We start from the raw sequence: 16,308 nt of genomic DNA, 5'->3' as shown, positions 1-16,308 counted from the left end.
CGGCGAGCCCTTCCGCCGCTGCCCGCCGCCGCTGCGCCTCGGCCGCCTCGGCGGCGCTGCGCGACGCGTCCTGCTCTGCGGCGCGGCGGTTGCGTTCCTCCTCCCCGGCGCGGGCGAGCGCCGCCTGCGCCTGGCGCTCCAACTCGTCGCGCAGCGCGGAAAGCGCCTGCACCTGCTGGTTCAGCCGTGCGAGATCGGCAAGCCGCGCCTCGATGGTCTCTCGATCGACGCGCACCTGCTGGTTCAGGGCTGCCGCCTCCGCGCGCAGCGTCTCCAGGTCGCGTCGCGCGGCGGCGAGCTGTTCCGCCGTCTGCGCCGCCTGCTGTTCCAGCGCGGCGCGCTGCTGTTCCGTCTGCGTCAGGGTGCGGCGCGCCTCCGTCAGGTTGCGCGTGGTGCGCGCCGCATCGCCACCGACGCTTTCAGCCCGCGCCACCGCCTCGGCCAACTGTCGTTCCAGCGTGGCGACCCTCTCCTCCGTGCCGCGCGCGCCAAGGCCGAGATCGTTCAGCCGCGCCGCCAACCGTTCCTGCTCGCTGCGCGCCGTGTCGCGCTCCCCGGCGAGCCGGTCGCGCTCCTCCCGCAGGGACCCCAGCAGCCGCAGCGCATCGTCACGCGCCGCCGCGGCCGTCGCCAGCTCGCCTGTCGCCCGCGACAGCCCGCTCCGCAGCTCCTCTGCCTGGCCCCGTTCCAGCGCCAGCAGTTCCGCCAGTTCCGCGACCTGCCGGTTGAGCCGGTCCAGCGCCCGGTCGCGCGAGGACAGCGCGACCGACAGGAACCCCTGCGCCAGCACGAAAACCAGCAGCACGAAGATGATGACCATCAGCAGCGTGGCCAGCGCATCCACGTATCCGGGCCACGCGTCGAGCCCGCCGCCGCGGCGGCGGTTGGAGGAGCCGGCCATGGCTAGCCCCGCCCGCTCATGACCGCGGCTGGTCCTCGGCGATCGCCGCGATGGTGCGCGTCAGGATCTTGATCTCGTTCCTGATCTCGGCGGTCGCCTGGGTGCGGCCCTGCGCCACCTCCTCGATCAACCGCGCCATGTAGATCTCCAGGTTGCGGATGTTGCTCCGCGTCCCCTCGTCGATCGCGCCGCGATCCTGCCCGTCCGCCAGCTTCGCCAGCGCGGCCGCGATGGTGGACTGCCCTTCCGCCACGCGCACCATCACCTGGTTGTTGGCGCGCATCTGCTCGGTCAGCACGGTCAGCCGCTCGGTCATGGTCATGATCGCACCGGACGTCGCCGCGCGGCCTTCCTCCCCCCGCTGCAGGATGGTCTGCAGCCCTTCGAGGTTCTCTGCCGTCTGTTCCAGCAGCGCGTTCACATAGGCGGGGATGTTGCCATCCCCTTCCTGCCCCAGCACGCCGGTCGACAGGCGCGTCAGCCCGGCGAGCCATTCTTCCAGCTCATTCGTGAACCGCGTCTGCGCCTGTCCGGCCGTGAGGTCCATGAACCCCAGCACGAGCGCCCCGGCGAGGCCGAGCATGGAGGTCGAGAACGCCGTCCCCATCCCCTCCAGCGGCCGCGCGAGCCCCGCCTTCAACTGGTTGAACAGCTGGTTCAGGTCCCCCGAACCGACCGACATGTTGCCGATCACATCCGCCACCGACCCGATCGTCAGCAGCAGCCCCCAGAACGTGCCCAGCAGGCCCAGGAAGATCAGCAGCCCGGTCATGTAGCGCGACAGCTCGCGCGTCTCATCCAGCCGCGAGACGATGCCATCCAGCAGCGACCGCATCGCGATCGCCGACATCGACACCCGTTCCGACCGCCGCGCCGACAGCATCGACGCCATCGGCGCCAGCAGCCGCGGCTGCACCCGCTCCTCCGCCCCGCGGATGGACCGATATCCCTCGAGCCAAGTCACTTCCCGCTTCAGCGAAACCACCTGCCGCAGGTTCCACCCGATGCCGAACAGCAGCACCGCGACGATCACCGCGTTCAGGACCGGGTTCGCCTCGAAGGCATGGCGCAGCTGCCCCCAGACGGCGAAGGTCACGATCCCCACGAAGGCGAGGAACCCCAGCATCCGCCACAGATAGACCACCGGCTGCGTCATTGGCCGCTCCGCGCCTCCGTATTCGGGCTTGCCACGCCGGGCGGCAGAATATCCACCGCATCGACCCCGGCCGGCAGCCGCCCCAACGGGCGCAGATCAATGCGAGTCGCGTCCAGCCCGCCGACCATCAGCGCGGCCTTCACCGCCTGCGCCCGCGCCAGCGACGCCCGCCGGGCCATGGAAACGTCATTCGCCGGCCCGGCCACCTGGGCCTCGACCGTCACGCGCCCGGCGGGCAGGGCGGCCAGCCGCCCCCCCATCTGCCGCAGCGCCTCGGCGAGCGGCGGGTCGATCGCCTCCCCGCGCAGCGCGATCCGCACCACGCCATCGGCCATCGTCTCCATCCCGGCCGGCAGCGTGGGCTGCGGCGGGGCGGGCTGCGGCACGATCGGCGCCCCGGTCGGCGCCAACGCCGCCGGCGCAGGCGGCGCGGGCGCGGGCTCCGGCAGCAACGCCTCCGGCGCCTCCTGCGCCCGCGCGCCGAGGCCCACCAGCAGCAACCCGATCAGAAGCGCGCGCCGCCTCATCCGGCCGGACGCGCCTTCACCGCGGCGATGCCTTCCACCACGATCTCCTTCAGCCTCGGCTGCATGGTCTGGTTTCCGACCACGACATTGCCGGTGGCGTAGGGATCCCCGCCATCCGGGTCGCTCACCGCCCCGCCGGCTTCCTTCACCAGCACCAGCCCCGCCGCAATGTCCCACTTCTTCAGGCCCAGTTCCCAGAACCCGTCGAAGCGTCCCGCCGCCACCCAGGCAAGGTCGAGCGCCGCCGCCCCGAACCGCCGCACCCCGGCCACCTGCGGCATCACCCGATGCAGGATCGCGCTGAACTCCACCTTCCGCGGCACCGCGCCGAACGGGATCCCCGTCGCGAACACCGCCTCCCGCATGTCCTTCCGCCCCGACACCCGCAGCCGCCGATCGTTCAGGAACGCCCCCACGCCCTTCTCCGCCCAGAACAGCTCATCCGACGGCGGGTTGTAGACCACGCCGGCCACGAGCTCGGACGTATCGGTCCCGGTGCGCTTCTCGATGCCCACCGAGATCGCCCAATGCGGAATGCCGTGCAGGAAGTTCGTCGTCCCATCCAGCGGGTCGACCACCCAGCGCCACTCCCAATCCGCATCCCCCGACGCGCCCGATTCCTCCATCAGGAACGCGAAGCCCGGCCGCGCCTTCGACAGTTCCTCCTTCAGCGTCTGCTCCGCGCGCATATCCGCGGTCGAGACGAAATCCATCGGCCCCTTCATGCTGACCTGGAGCTGCTCCACCTCCCCGAAATCCCGCAGCAGGCGGCGCCCCGCCTTGCGGACGGCCGAGGTGACGACCTGCATGGCCGGAGAAAGACGCGACGAGACGGGAGCCATGACGGAATAACCCTGCACGATGGAAAAAGAGCGGCTGAGCCGCCGACGTAGCGGAACCGGCGCCGCGAGGCGAGGGCGGCTTGCCCACCCGACGCCCGCCGCTACTCTCCCGCCCCCACAAAAACGGCCCGGGACCACCGCACCGCATGCACACCGCAATCGTCGCCCTGCTGACGATGATCCTGCCCCTGGCCTGCACCCTGGCCGCCTGGGCCAGCGGCGCCCCGATGGGCGAGGCGATCGGCCGCTGGTTCGCCTTCTGGGCCGTCGGCGTGCGGCTGTTCACCGCCGGGCTTAGCCAGGTGATCCGCCCCCGCTTCACCAGCGAGACGATCTTCGCCGTCACCGACCCCCGCGCCCGGCCGCTGGTGCGCGAACTCGGCTTCGGCAACATCGCCCTCGGCACGCTCGGCATCGCGAGCATCGCCTTCCCGTCCTGGGTCGTGCCGGCCGCGGTCGGCGGGGCGGTGTTCTACGGGCTGGCCGGGGCCGCGCATGTCATGGCGAAGTCTCGCAACGCCAAAAGGCGGCTCGCGATGGTGACGGACCTCGCAGTGGCGGGGGTGCTGGTGGTGGCGCTGGTGGCGATTGCGGTGGACTGACGGACCAAGGGGGCGCCGCCCCCTTGGAACCCCCGCCGGGGACCGGGCGCGGTCCCCGGACCCCGCGAGGACGTGGCGCGGGGGAGGGGGACGCGCCGAAGGCGCCTTACTTCGCGCGTTCGTAGTAGGTCGCGTCGGCAGTCTTTACGACGATCTTCTCGCCCGCCGTGATGAAGGGCGGCACCATCACCTTCACGCCGTTCGACATCATCGCCGGCTTGTAGCTGGACGACGCGGTCTGGCCCTTCACCACCGGATCGGCCTCCACGACCTCGAGCGTCACCGTCTCGGGCAGGTCCATCGAGACCGGCTCGCCCTCGATCAGGCGGACATTGACCGTCATGTTCTCCTGCAGGAAGGGCAGGCGGTCGCCGAGGATGTCCTGCTTCACCATGGTCTGCTCGAAGGATTCCGGATCCATCAGCACCAGGTTCTCACCCTCGGTGTAGGAGAAGGTGAACTCCTTGTCCTCGGTCATCAGCCGCTCGACCGTGTCCGCGGTGCGCCAGCGCTGGTCCTTCTTGGCGCCGGTCTTGACGTTGCGCATCTCCACCTGGATGACCGCAGCACCCTTCCCCGGGATCATGATGTTCTGCTTGAGGATGGTGTAGCGAGCCCCTTCGAACTCGATGACCATGCCGGCACGCATCTGGTTGGCTTGCATTTTTGCCATGGGGGCGGTGTCCTAGCCGTGTTGCAGTCTTAGGGATGCACGGGCCGCCTAAGGCGACGTTCTGGCGCTTTAGAGTGGGTTCGCCATTCGGGCAAGGCTATAGGCTTAAGGAATCTCCCAATATAAAGTTCATGTGCTGCATCAGACGGGCGCAATGTTTGGCACCCCCTAAACGTATAACTTGGACAAGAAATATATAGGAGGAAATATGAAAGAGAAATATCCAGAGTATTTTCCGCTGACCGAAGAAGAGTTGTCTGCACTTTGGTCCAGATCAAATATAATATTTGATACTAATGTTATATTGAGAATGTATAGATATAAACACAATACAGTAAACGATATCCTGTCTTTGTGGGAGAAAATTCAAGAGAGACTGTGGATTCCTGACCAAATTGCCTGGGAATATAATAAAAACAGAATAGAAAAAATCAAGGAATCGGAGAAAATTTATTTGTCTCTCAAAGCGTCACTTTCTTCATGTGTTAGGGACGTTGAAAAATTATTGGACGATGGCGCAGATTACGGATTTCATCCGTCTATAAATTTAGAAGATAAAGTAAAGAAACTTATCGGATATATATCTGATAAAACCAAAGAAATAGATAAAGAGTACCTCGGCGCCCCTACGGCGGGGCACTATGCAAAATTACACGATAGAATAGCGGAAATTTTTTCTGGAAGAGTGGGTGATGAGCTCACGGAAACTGAATTATCTTCTATTATTGAGGAAGGAAAATCGAGATACTCAAAAAACGAGGGGCCTGGTCATGCGGATTTTGAAGAAAAAACAAAGAAAAAAATGTCCGATCGCGAAATATATGGTGACTTAATCATATGGAAGAATGTAATTCACAACGCAAAATTACTAAGCCGTCCGGCTATCATTGTCACTGAAGACACCAAATCCGATTGGTGGCTGCGACGAGAAGGGCAAACCGTCGGCCCACTGCCCAGCTTGCGTAGAGAATTCTTGCGAGAATCTGGGCAAATGGTTCATTTTTATCGGCTGCAACAATTTTTGGAGCACGCTGCCAGTCGTCTCAATGCGTCGGTGAAGGCGGCGACAGTCAAGGACGTAGAGCGAGACGCGGCGCTAGCGTCTGCTGAACAAGAATCAGAGTCAAAGTTACATACAAGAAATATTCGCCAGTATCTCGCACAATTTGGCGTCGTCGATAATCCCAAGAATGAGGATCTTGCCTTAACTGCTATTGAAAGAAGGAGTGGATATTCGGAGTCTCATTCCCGGATTCGACGAGAATTTCAATCTTTAACAATGCAACGAAAATTGATAAAAGATCGCATGGATGAAGAAATGGCGGAGATGGAACGACTCCGGCCAGCACTCCGGGAGAGTAGAATTCCTGCCGAAGCTTTAGCGAGAAGGAAAATAATCCGAGATAATGTGAGGCGGTATTCTTCAGAGATGGAGAATATTGAATTTGAAATCGCGCATTTACAAAATAAAGCAAAACTTTTTAATATTGAGATAGATTATGAGAATACTAGAGACAATGACGATGAGCCATTCTAATAGAATGCTACTTTTTTCACGCATCGTAGATCGCTCGAGTCACTTGATGGTTGACCCAACTGCTGGGGCTTTTTCTTCGCGGCACGCACTCATCCGGCACTTTCACTCGCCTCGGTAAGCTCCCGCTCGACGCCGGCGGCCCCCCCCGCCATTGGCGCCTGCGCTGACCGCCGATGCAGGGGCGCCAGCTCACGGCGGGGTCCGGGGTAACACGGTTACCCCGGCGGGGGTTCGGGGGCGGCGCCCCCGACCTTCACCGCGCCCACCCGGTAGACACCCCACCCCCACCATCGCACCCTGTCCCGAGCCGACCGGGAAACCGCGTGACCTCACCAGCCTTTCCTCCCCAGCGCATCCTGCTGGGCATCCTCTTCATGTGCGTCGCGGGTGTGCTCTTCGCTGCCATGGGCGGCTGCGCGAAGCTGCTGGGGCAGAGCTATTCCTCCCTCCAGGTCTCCTGGGCGCGCGCCTTCGGCCACATCATCTTCCTGCTCGCGGCCTTCCTGCCGCGCCATGGCCTCGCGGTGCTGCGGACCCGGCGACCATTCACGCAGCTTGGCCGGTCGACGCTGCTGTTCACCTCGAACCTCAGCCATTTCTTCGCCATCACCTTCATCCCGCTGGCGAAGGCGGCCTCGATCAGCCTGACGGCGCCGCTGATCGTCGCCCTGCTGGCCGGCCCGATGCTGGGGGAACGGACCACGAAGGCGCGTGTCATCGCGCTGCTCTGCGGCTTCGGCGGCGTGCTGCTGGTCATCCGCCCGGGGTCGTCGGTGTTCCACTGGGCGTCGCTGCTGGTGGTGCTCAGCGCGACGAGCTACGCCGTCTACCAGATCCTCACCCGCCAGGTGGCGACGACGGAAAGCCCCGAGACCTCGGCGCTCTACAGCAGCGTGGTGGGTGCCTTCGGCATGCTGCTGGTGATGCCCTTCGTCTGGACCACGCCGGACAACTGGCTGGACATCGGGCTGTTCTGCGCACTCGGCATCCTCGGCGCGCTGGGCCACTACTGCGTGGCCTATGCCTTCGGCTACGGGCCGGCGAACATCATCTCGCCCTTCCAGTACTTCCAGCTCATCAGCTCGGTGACGGTCGGCTACCTGATGTTCGCCGAGGTGCCGGACGCCGCCATGTGGCTGGGGGCTGCGATCATCATCGGTTCCGGCCTGTTCATCGGCTGGTCGCAAACCCGGAAGCGGCCGTAGTCACGCTCCGACCGGCCGCTTCCCCCCGCCATCCGGCAATTCCCGCACGAAGGTCGGGATGGCATGGCCGGGAACGCGCCCGCGGAGGGACCGCAGCAGCGCCATCCCCTCCGCATCCGGCACCGCGAACCGGCTGGTCCCCGGCGCGGGGTCCAGCGCGTGTAGGTAATACGGCTTCACCCGCGCGCGGAGCATCGCGCGGAACAGGTCTTCCAGCGCCTGCGCGCTGTCGTTCACCCCGCGCAGCAGCACGGATTGCCCGAGCAGCGGCACGCCCGCCCGCGCCAGCCGGTCACAGGCCGAGACGGCTTCCGGCGCGAATTCCCGCGCATGGTTGGCGTGCACCGCGATGAAGACGGGCTTGCCGACATCGAGCGCCGCCGCCAGCGCGGCGTCCACACGGCCGGGGTCAGCCACCGGCACGCGGCTGTGGATGCGCAACGTCTCGATATGCGGCATCTCCGCCAGCCGCCGCAGCATCGCGCCCAGCCGCCGCGCGCTCAGCATCAGCGGGTCGCCCCCGGTCAGCACCGCTTCGCGCACCGCCGGCGTGCGGGCGAACCAATCGAGCGCCGCGTCCAGCTCCGCCTCGCTCAGCACGCCGCCATCCGGCCCCACCACCTCACGCCGGAAGCAGAAGCGGCAATACACCGGGCAGGCGAGCAGCGGCTTCAGCAGTGCCCGGTCGGGGTACCGATGCACCACGCCCTTCACGGGTGAGAACGGCGCATCCGCCGTCGGGTCCTCGACCTCGTGCGGCGCGGTCAGCAGTTCCGCCGGGTCGGGAATGTATTGCCGCGCGATCGGGTCCGCCGGGTCGGCCGGGTCGATCAGCCCGGCGACCTGCGGCGTCACGGAAATCGCGAAGCGTTCCGCCACGGCTTCGGCGCCTGCCTCGTCCTGTGCGCGCAGCAGCCCGGCGTCGCGCAAGGCGCGCGGGGTCCGAAGACTGCGCAGCGCGCGAGGGCTGCGCAGGGCCCGTCCCTGGCGTGTGGCGTCACCGTCCGGCATGGTCGCGGCTGCTACCGGAAGGCCGCACCGCATACAATGCCGAACCCGCCCTGGCACCCCGAGCGCCTCGCCGCGCGCCTGCCCTTCCTCGACCGCCGCGCGGCCCTCACGGTGGCGACGCGCGCCTTCTTCACGGGCCGCGGCTATCGGGAGGTCGAAACCCCCTGCCTGGTCCCGGCGCCCGGGGCCGAGGTCCACATCCGCGCCTTCGAAACCCGCTTCGATCCGCATCTGGGGGCAGGGGAGGGGCGGCCGCTGTGGCTGCGCACCTCGCCGGAACTGGCGATCAAGAAGCTGCTTGCTGGCGGTGCCGGCCCGGTCTTCGAACTCGCCCGCGTCTGGCGCAACGGGGAGGTCTCGGCCCGCCACGCCCCCGAATTCACCATGCTGGAATGGTACCGCCCCGGCCTGTCCTTCGAGGGCCTGATGGACGAGACCGAGGCCTATATCCGCGCCGTCTGCCCGCCCGTGGTGGAACACGCCGGCATCCGCACCGACCTGACGCCGCCCTTCGAGCGGCTGACGATGCAGGCGGCCTTCGCCCGCTACTGCAACGGCCTGGACCTGCTGGCGACGGAAGGCGACACCGCCCGTCTGCATGCCGCGGCCACCACCGCCGGCCTGCCGCCGCGCCCCGACGAGACCTGGGAGGACCTGTTCTTCCGCCTGCTGCTGGAATGCGTGGAACCGGCGATCGGCCGCGACCGCGCAACCTTCCTGACGCATTGGCCCGCCCCCCAGGCCGCGCTCGCCCGCCGCGACCCGGCCGACCCTCGCGCCGCGCTGCGCTTCGAGCTGTTCGCCGCCGGCCTGGAACTCGCCAATGCCTTCGACGAACTGACCGACCCCACCGAGCAGCGCACCCGCTTCGAGGAAGCGAACGCCGAGCGCCGACGCCTCACCGGCGCGCATGGCTGGGATGTGGACGACGATTTCATTGCAGCCCTCGGCCACGGATTGCCGCCCACGGCCGGCATCGCCCTCGGCTTCGACCGCCTAACGATGCTGGCGGCCGGCGCCCCGCGAATCGAGGACGTGATGTGGCTTCCCGTCACTTGACCCCGCGCGGCCGCCTCGCGTCTAAAGGCGGCGCATGTCGATCGGATCAAGACGCAGCCGGGAACGCCGGCGTCGCACGGGACAGATCGTCCTGCGCCTCGCGAAGTGGGCACTCATGCTCGCCATTTTCGTGGGCCTGGGCTTCTGGTCGTACCAGGGCGGCCTCGACCTCGCCCGGTCGGAGGTCACCGCGCTCGAACGCCGGCTCGATACCCTGTCGAGCGAATCCCGCGCCACCTATGCCCGCAACACCCAGCTCGAAGGCGAGCTGCGGCAATCGCGGGAGGACAACACCGGCCTGCAGCGACGCTACGAACGCGACGTGCCCACCGGCGATGCGGCCGCGCTCTTCTCCCTGGCGCAGGCCCGCATCGCCGCGGGGGTGCCACGCGACCGCGTGGCCCAGCTCATGCGCGACGCCGGCCCGGTGCAGCGCTGCGAGGGCCGCGCGACATCCCGCCGCTTCGCCGTCGCCTATGGCCCCCGCCTGCCGGACAATGCCGGCATCGAGCTGCTGGAAGGCCTGATCCGGGTTGTGGTCAGCGCCCCTAACCAGACGGATGACCTGACCCGCGCGGCGACGGTAGTGATCTCGGTCGTCGGGCAGGACCCGGTGACGCTGACCGGCCTGCCGCAGCGGCACGCGATTACCCTGGGCAATGCCGAGCTGGCGCTGAGCGTGACGAGCGAGATCCGCGGCTTCGCGACGGCGTCGCTCTCCAGCTGCAGCTGAGGCGCGCCGTCCTCTTCCCCGCCGGCCCCGGCAATGGTCTGCTGCGGCAGACCAGATCAATCGGGGGAAACGCGGTTGTACGACTACATCATCGTCGGCGGTGGCTCCGCCGGCTCGGTCCTGGCGCATCGCCTGTCCACCCCCGGGGCCAACAAGGTCCTGCTGTGCGAGGCGGGACCCGACACCCCACCGGGCCAGGAACCGGCGACGATCCTCGATACCTATCCCGGCCAGGCGTATTTCGATCCACGCTTCCACTGGACCGAGCTGAAGGTCCGCACCCAGGTCGTCTCTCACAACAACCCACAAGCCGACCGGCCGCCACTGCGGAAGTACGAGCAGGCGCGGGTGCTGGGCGGCGGGTCGTCTATCAACGGGCAGATGGCCAATCGCGGCGCGCCGCACGACTACAACGAGTGGGAACAGCGCGGTGCCGCCGGGTGGAACTGGGACGCCGTGCTGCCGTACTTCAGGAAGGTCGAGCGCGACATCGACTTCGACAATGAGTGGCACGGACGGGAAGGGCGCATTCCCGTTCGCCGCGTGCCCGTCGAGCAGTGGTCCGAACATTCGCGCGCGGCCGCCGAGGCATTCCGCCAGCACGGCTTCAAGAAGCTCGACGACCAGAACGGTCGCTTCGAGGACGGCTACTTCCCGTTGACGGTGAACGTGACCGAGACGTCGCGCGTCTCGGCGGCGATCGGCTACCTGGATGCGGAGACGCGCAAGCGGCCGAACCTGACGATCTCGACCGAGACGCAGGTGATGGGGCTGGTCTTCGACGGCACGCGCTGCACCGGCGTGCGTGCCCTGGTGAAGGGGCAGGAACAGGAATTCCAGGGGCGCGAGGTCATCCTCTGCACCGGCGCGATCCATTCGCCCGCGCATCTGATGCGCGCGGGCATCGGCCCCGCCGCGCATCTCAAGGAACTCGGCATCGAGGTGCGGGCCGACCGGCCCGGGGTGGGGCAGGGGCTGATGGACCACCCGGCCATCTCGCTGTCCTGCTTCGTGAAGCCGGAGGCGCGGCTGAACCGGACGAAGCTGCGCCGGCACATGATGGTGGGGCTCCGCTTCTCCTCGGGCATCGAGGGCGCGCCGGAAGGCGACATGTTCATGTCCGTCGCCTCCAAATCCGCGTGGCATGCCGTGGGCGAGCAGGTGGGCTCGATGCTGACCTGGGTGAACAAAACCTATTCCCAGCGGGGGCAGGTCCGGTTGGTGAACACCGACTGGCGGAGCCATCCGGATGTCGAGTTCAACCTGCTGTCCGACCGCCGCGACCTCGAACGGCTGATGATCGGGTTCAAGCTGGCCGCCGCGCTGAACCTGTCGGCACCGCTCGCGGCGGTAACTGCCGATCCATTCCCGGCCTTCTACTCGGACCGCGTGCGGCGCATCGGCGTGGTGAATACGAAGAACCGGCTGATCACCTCGATCATCGCGAAGTTCCTCGACGGGCCGGCCGCGCTGCGCCGCGCCTTCATCGACCGCTTCGTCGTCGAGGGATTCACCTTCCGACAGGTGATGGAGGATGACGAGGCGCTGGAGGAGTTCATCCGCAAGGGCACGATCGGCGTCTGGCACGCCTCCTGTTCCTGCCGCATGGGGGCGGATGGCGACCCGATGGCGGTGGTGGACCATGCGGGGCGCGTGCGCGGCGTGGCCGGGCTGCGGATCGTCGATGCCTCGGTCTTCCCCGTGGTCCCCTCCGCCAACACCAATTTCCCAACGCTGATGACGGCGGAGAAGATGGCCGACGCGATCCTGACCGAGGCAGGCTGACCCGACCGCGTGCAGTGCACAGGGAGGGCCTTGGCGGGTTGCCTTGCGCACAGGCATGCTAACCCCGGGTCAGCCGGAAACGCGGCGGCTTCATGTCTGGAATCTGGGAGACAAGGTCGATGATGAGCATTCGCGCCCGCCTCGCGGGCCTGGCCGCGGTTGCGGTCCTAACCGTGGCCGGGCAGGCCGCGGCCCAGACGGCGCCGCCCGATACGGTCGCCGCCATCCGCGCCCGCGGCCACCTGATCTGCGGTGTCGCGGTGAACGCGCCGGGCTTCGCCCTGCCGGACAGCCGTGGCGAGTTCCGCGGCCTTGATGTCGACACCTGCCGCGCGGTCGCCGCCGCCATCCTGGGTGACGCCACCAAGGTGCGCTTCGTGCCGAACACGACGGTGCAGCGCTTCCCGATGCTGCAATCGGGCGAGATCGACATCCTGGTGCGCAACACGACTTGGTCGATGGCGCGCGAGACGCAGCTCGGCCTCGCCTTCGCCGGTATCAACTTCTATGACGGCCAGGGCTTCATGGTCCGCCGCAGCTCGAACATCACTTCCGCCCGCCAGCTCGACGGTGCCAGCATCTGCGTGCAGCCGGGCACGACGACCGAGCTGAACCTCACCGACTACTTCCGCACCAACAACATGCGCTTCACCCCGGTGGTGATCGAGCAGGCGGAGGAAATCCGCGCGGCCTTCGTCGCCGGCCGCTGCGACGCCTACACCAATGACGCCTCCTCGCTCGCCTCCTTCCGCGCCACGCGCACGACGGATGCGAACGACTTCGTGCTGCTGCCGGAAATCATCTCGAAGGAGCCGCTGGGCCCGGCGGTGCGCAAGGGCGACTGGCGCTTCTTTGACATCGTGCGCTGGGCACTGTTCGCGCAGATCGCGGCCGAGGAGCTGAACCTGAACACCGGCAATGTCGAGGAGACGGCGCGCACCACGAACAACCCGGACATTCAGCGCTTCGTCGGGCGCACCGGCGACCTTGGCCGGTCCATGGGGCTCGACAACGACTGGGCGGTGCGGATCATCCGCCAGGTCGGCAATTACGGCGAGATGTATGAGCGCAACATCACGCCGATCGGCATTCCGCGCGGCGTGAACAACCTGTGGAGCCGCGGCGGTCTGCACTACGCGCCGCCGATCCGGTGAGAGTCGATGGGGGAGGGCGCTGTCCCTCTCCCATCTTTGCGCCGAAACCATCCCGGGCTCCGGCGCGGCGGGACCATCGTGATACCGAGAGCCCGCTTGGCCCAGCACCAAATAGAGGTTTCCAAAGGCCCTTCGGCCTTTGGTGGGGTGAGGTCGGGAGAGGGGCAAAGCCCCTCTCCGGTCACCCTGGCGGCGGCGCGACCGGGATAGCCGCGCTGTACGGCTCGATGCGATAGGTTTCCTGCCGCATGATCGCGATCCGCCCCGTCGCGCCGTGGCGCGTGGACCCGTCTGTCGCGCGACCAACGACGTAGCGCCAGGCCCCGACCTGCCCGTCGGTGGCGAGCTTGCGGGCGATGCGCTCCGCTTCCGGGCCGGATCCCATGGCGGCGAGTTCGGCGGGGGTCAGTCCGATGATGATCTCGTCCCGCTGGGAGACGACGCGGAACAGCAGCACGGCCGGCGCCTGGGCGGCGACGGGCATGGCGAGGGCGAGCGTCGGCAGCGCGAGCGCAAGCCGGCGGGCGAGGGGTGGCATGTGACGTGTCTCCAGCTGCGCGCGCCTTTTCCGGCGCGGCCCAGTCTTCGCCGATCCGGTTCGTAACGACGAGAGATCATTCTCACAGCCGGCGCATGAAAAAGGGCGGCAGGTTGCCCTGCCGCCCCTTGATCGGTCAGTCTTCGCCGGTCAGCCGACCGTCAGTCGCCGCTCCACGACCTGCTGCTTCATCGACTTCTGCAGCTTCTCAAAGGCGCGGACCTCGATCTGCCGGACCCGCTCGCGGCTGATGTTGTACTGCTGCGAGAGTTCCTCGAGCGTCGTCGGTTCCTCCTTGAGGCGCCGCTCGATCAGGATGTGGCGTTCCCGCTCGTTCAGCGTCTTCAGCGCGCCGTTGAGGAGGTCGCGGCGGTTGGTCATGTCCTGCCGCTCGGCGAGTTCCTCCTCCTGGCTCTCACCGTCGTCCACCAGCCAATCCTGCCACTCGCCCTCGCTATCGGCGCGGACGGGCGCGTTCAGGCTGTGGTCGGGGCTGGCAAGGCGCCGGTTCATGGACACGACGTCCTGCTCGGGCACCTGGAGCGTGTGGGCGATCTTCGCCACCTGCTCGTCCTTCAGGTCGCCTTCCTCGAGCGCGGACATCTGCGCCTTCAGCCGCCGCAGGTTGAAGAACAGCTTCTTCTGCGCCGCCGTGGTGCCCATTTTCACGAGCGACCAGGAGTGCAGGATGTATTCTTGAATCGCCGCGCGGATCCACCACATCGCGTATGTGGCCAGGCGGAAGCCGCGCTCCGGATCGAAGCGCTTTACCGCCTGCATCATGCCGACATTGCCTTCGGAGATCAGTTCCCCGACAGGCAGGCCGTAACCGCGATAGCCCATCGCGATCTTGGCCACGAGACGCAGGTGGGAGGTGACGAGCTTGTGCGCGGCACGCTCATCGCCCTTCTCCTTCCACTTCCGCGCGAGGGAGAGTTCTTCTTCGGGGGCGAGCATCGGGAACTTGCGGATGTCCTGCAGATAGCGGGACAGGTTCCCTTCGGTCGCCATCGGGATAGCCATACTGGAAGCCATGAGTCATCTGCCTCCTGGACCGAGCGGTCCCCCCGTGACGGCGGGGCGCGCTGGCGGTCGATAGCCTGGGTTCGGTCGCTCTTCCTTCGGGCCCTACCGGGCTGCCCAACCCGGTCACGTCGGGAAGGGCCGGAACGGGGTCTTGCTGGCACCCTGGGAATCCGACTTGCGCTTTTCTAGCGGCTGCCGCGTTGCAGCGCAAGAAAAACCGACTGCAATAGTCGGGTTACCCGGTGTTACCGTCCAGCAACGTAAGCAGTCTTCGCATGTCGTCTGGCAGCGGGCTTTCGAATGACAACGACTTTCCGCTGGCCGGATGTTTGAAGCCAAGGGTGGCGGCGTGCAGTGCCTGACGTGGGAACGCCAGCAGGGCGGCGCGGGTTTCCTCCGGCAGCAGACGGGCGGCGGCTGGCGTGCGGCGGAGATAGACGGGGTCGCCGACGAGCGGATAGCCGATATGGGCCATGTGCACGCGTATCTGATGGGTGCGCCCGGTCAGCAGCCGGCATTCCACGAGTGCGGCCGCCGCGCCCCAGCCGCGCTTGACGGCATAGCGAGTGGTCGCCGCCTTACCCCCACGCTCGACGACCGCCATGCGCTTGCGGTCGACCGGATGCCGGCCGATGGGGGCGGAGACTTCGCCCTGCACGGGGTCGGGCAGGCCCCAGGCGAGGGCGAGGTAGGCGCGGTCGAGGTCGCGAGCGGCGAAGGCCTCCGACAGGGCGTGGTGGGCGCGTTCGGTCTTCGCCGCGACCATGACGCCGGAGGTGTCCTTGTCGAGCCGGTGCACGATGCCTGGGCGCTTTTCCCCGCCGATGCCGGGCAGGTCGTCCCCAGCATGGGCCAGCAGGGCGTTGACCAGTGTGCCGTCCGGGTTGCCGGGAGCCGGGTGGACGACCAGGCCGGCCGGCTTGTCGATCACGATGAGGTCGCGATCCTCGAACAGGATCGTCAGCGGGATGGCCTGGGGCTGCGGCGTCGCCGGCGCGGGCGGCGGGATGCGCAGGCGATAGCGGGCGCCGGCGCGCACGGGTTCGGCCGGATCCTTGATGGGCGCGCCGTCGCGTGAGCCGTGCCCGGCCTCGATCAGTGCCTTGACGCGGGAGCGGGAGAGCGAACCTATCGCATCCGCGAGGAAGCGGTCGGCACGCATGCCGGCGGCTTCCGCCGGCGCCAAGGCTTCGGCGTCGTTGGATTCGGTGACAGACGAGGGGGTTGGTGTGGCTGCGCTCAAGGCTCTGGTGATCGGAATGGGGGTGCTGATCGTGGCGGGCACCGTGGCGCTGGCGGTGCTGCTCGTCCAGCGTCTTGGCGGGAACAGCCCGGCGGGCGCCGCGGCGACGTCCTTGTCGCTGGCCCAGCCGGAGGGGGCAAGGATCGGCGGCATCGCGGCGACGGACCGGGCGCTGGCGGTTTGGGTGGTGCAGCCGGATGGGGATCGGGTGATCCTGTTGGATCCGAGCGGAGCACGGCGGATCGGAGAGATCCGGTTGCGTGATTGAGGCGCCGGGCGGGAAAAGATGCGCACCGATGCAGAAGGCCGCTTGATC

Annotated in this window: 16 protein-coding genes and 1 pseudogene; 8 read left to right on the top strand and 9 right to left on the bottom strand. The window is 67.1% G+C overall.

Annotation, left to right across the window (positions count from 1 at the left end; all coding sequences use genetic code 11):
* The 4 genes and pseudogenes from GXW78_RS17630 to GXW78_RS17615 all read right to left on the bottom strand — a co-directional run.
* A pseudogene (locus GXW78_RS17630) lies at positions 1-901 on the bottom strand (peptidoglycan -binding protein); the annotation flags it as partial.
* A 16-nt stretch (positions 902-917) separates the two neighbouring features.
* On the bottom strand, positions 918-2,057 hold the full coding sequence (locus tag GXW78_RS17625; protein ID WP_211870151.1) for a flagellar motor protein MotA: 1,140 nt from the start codon (positions 2,055-2,057) through the stop codon (positions 918-920).
* The gene (locus GXW78_RS17620; RefSeq protein ID WP_211870150.1) at positions 2,054-2,584 is read right to left on the bottom strand and encodes a hypothetical protein; all 531 of its coding nucleotides are present in this window, start codon (positions 2,582-2,584) and stop codon (positions 2,054-2,056) included. The genes GXW78_RS17625 and GXW78_RS17620 overlap by 4 nt, the downstream gene beginning before the upstream one ends.
* The gene (locus tag GXW78_RS17615) at positions 2,581-3,393 is read right to left on the bottom strand and encodes an inositol monophosphatase family protein (protein ID WP_246522331.1); all 813 of its coding nucleotides are present in this window, start codon (positions 3,391-3,393) and stop codon (positions 2,581-2,583) included. The genes GXW78_RS17620 and GXW78_RS17615 overlap by 4 nt, the downstream gene beginning before the upstream one ends.
* Positions 3,394-3,572: 179 nt before the next feature.
* On the opposite strand from GXW78_RS17615, the gene GXW78_RS17610 reads away from it, so the two are divergent.
* Entirely contained in the window at positions 3,573-4,028 is a 456-nt protein-coding gene (locus GXW78_RS17610; RefSeq protein WP_211870148.1) for a DUF6790 family protein, read from the top strand.
* Positions 4,029-4,134: 106 nt separating this feature from the next.
* Here GXW78_RS17610 and efp read toward each other — a convergent pair whose 3' ends face one another.
* The gene (gene efp / locus GXW78_RS17605) at positions 4,135-4,701 is read right to left on the bottom strand and encodes an elongation factor P (protein ID WP_211870147.1); all 567 of its coding nucleotides are present in this window, start codon (positions 4,699-4,701) and stop codon (positions 4,135-4,137) included.
* Between the two features lie 181 nt (positions 4,702-4,882).
* On the opposite strand from efp, the gene GXW78_RS17600 reads away from it, so the two are divergent.
* Positions 4,883-6,238 carry a PIN domain-containing protein gene (locus GXW78_RS17600; RefSeq protein ID WP_211870146.1) on the top strand — a complete coding sequence of 452 codons (1,356 nt, stop codon included), beginning with the start codon at positions 4,883-4,885 and terminating at the stop codon, positions 6,236-6,238.
* 323 nt (positions 6,239-6,561) lie between these two features.
* Positions 6,562-7,443: a DMT family transporter gene (locus GXW78_RS17595; protein WP_211870145.1), complete on the top strand. Its 882-nt coding sequence runs from the start codon at positions 6,562-6,564 to the stop codon at positions 7,441-7,443.
* On the opposite strand, the gene GXW78_RS17590 is transcribed toward GXW78_RS17595, so the two are convergent.
* Complete coding sequence (locus tag GXW78_RS17590; RefSeq protein WP_211870144.1) at positions 7,444-8,454, bottom strand: lysine-2,3-aminomutase-like protein; 1,011 nt, start codon at positions 8,452-8,454, stop codon at positions 7,444-7,446.
* Positions 8,455-8,490: 36 nt separating this feature from the next.
* Here GXW78_RS17590 and epmA point away from each other — a divergent pair, with 36 nt between their 5' ends.
* The 4 genes from epmA to GXW78_RS17570 all read left to right on the top strand — a co-directional run bounded on the left by epmA (position 8,491) and on the right by GXW78_RS17570 (position 13,185).
* Positions 8,491-9,513, top strand: a complete 1,023-nt coding sequence (gene epmA, locus GXW78_RS17585; RefSeq protein WP_211870143.1) for an EF-P lysine aminoacylase EpmA — start codon at positions 8,491-8,493, stop codon at positions 9,511-9,513.
* 115 nt (positions 9,514-9,628) lie between these two features.
* Complete coding sequence (locus GXW78_RS17580; protein WP_211870142.1) at positions 9,629-10,246, top strand: hypothetical protein; 618 nt, start codon at positions 9,629-9,631, stop codon at positions 10,244-10,246.
* Positions 10,247-10,321: 75 nt separating this feature from the next.
* Positions 10,322-12,031 carry a GMC family oxidoreductase gene (locus GXW78_RS17575; RefSeq protein WP_211870141.1) on the top strand — a complete coding sequence of 570 codons (1,710 nt, stop codon included), beginning with the start codon at positions 10,322-10,324 and terminating at the stop codon, positions 12,029-12,031.
* A gap of 122 nt (positions 12,032-12,153) precedes the next feature.
* The gene (locus GXW78_RS17570) at positions 12,154-13,185 is read left to right on the top strand and encodes an amino acid ABC transporter substrate-binding protein (protein WP_211870160.1); all 1,032 of its coding nucleotides are present in this window, start codon (positions 12,154-12,156) and stop codon (positions 13,183-13,185) included.
* Positions 13,186-13,366: 181 nt separating this feature from the next.
* Here GXW78_RS17570 and GXW78_RS17565 read toward each other — a convergent pair whose 3' ends face one another.
* From GXW78_RS17565 to GXW78_RS17555, 3 genes are all read right to left on the bottom strand, one after another.
* Positions 13,367-13,723, bottom strand: a complete 357-nt coding sequence (locus GXW78_RS17565) for a hypothetical protein (RefSeq protein WP_211870140.1) — start codon at positions 13,721-13,723, stop codon at positions 13,367-13,369.
* 150 nt (positions 13,724-13,873) lie between these two features.
* A complete protein-coding gene (rpoH, locus tag GXW78_RS17560) occupies positions 13,874-14,758 on the bottom strand; it encodes an RNA polymerase sigma factor RpoH (protein WP_211870139.1) in 885 nt (294 codons plus the stop codon).
* Positions 14,759-14,984: 226 nt separating this feature from the next.
* Positions 14,985-15,911 (bottom strand): RluA family pseudouridine synthase, encoded by a 927-nt coding sequence (locus GXW78_RS17555; protein ID WP_211870138.1) that lies wholly within the window; start codon positions 15,909-15,911, stop codon positions 14,985-14,987.
* On the opposite strand from GXW78_RS17555, the gene GXW78_RS17550 reads away from it, so the two are divergent.
* The gene (locus GXW78_RS17550; RefSeq protein ID WP_246522327.1) at positions 15,910-16,260 is read left to right on the top strand and encodes a DUF6476 family protein; all 351 of its coding nucleotides are present in this window, start codon (positions 15,910-15,912) and stop codon (positions 16,258-16,260) included. The genes GXW78_RS17555 and GXW78_RS17550 overlap by 2 nt on opposite strands.
* Positions 16,261-16,308: the final 48 nt, after the last annotated feature.

Source organism: Neoroseomonas terrae, assembly GCF_018129025.1.
GTDB lineage: Bacteria > Pseudomonadota > Alphaproteobacteria > Acetobacterales > Acetobacteraceae > Neoroseomonas > Neoroseomonas terrae.
This window is presented reverse-complemented; position numbering and strand designations above follow the sequence as displayed.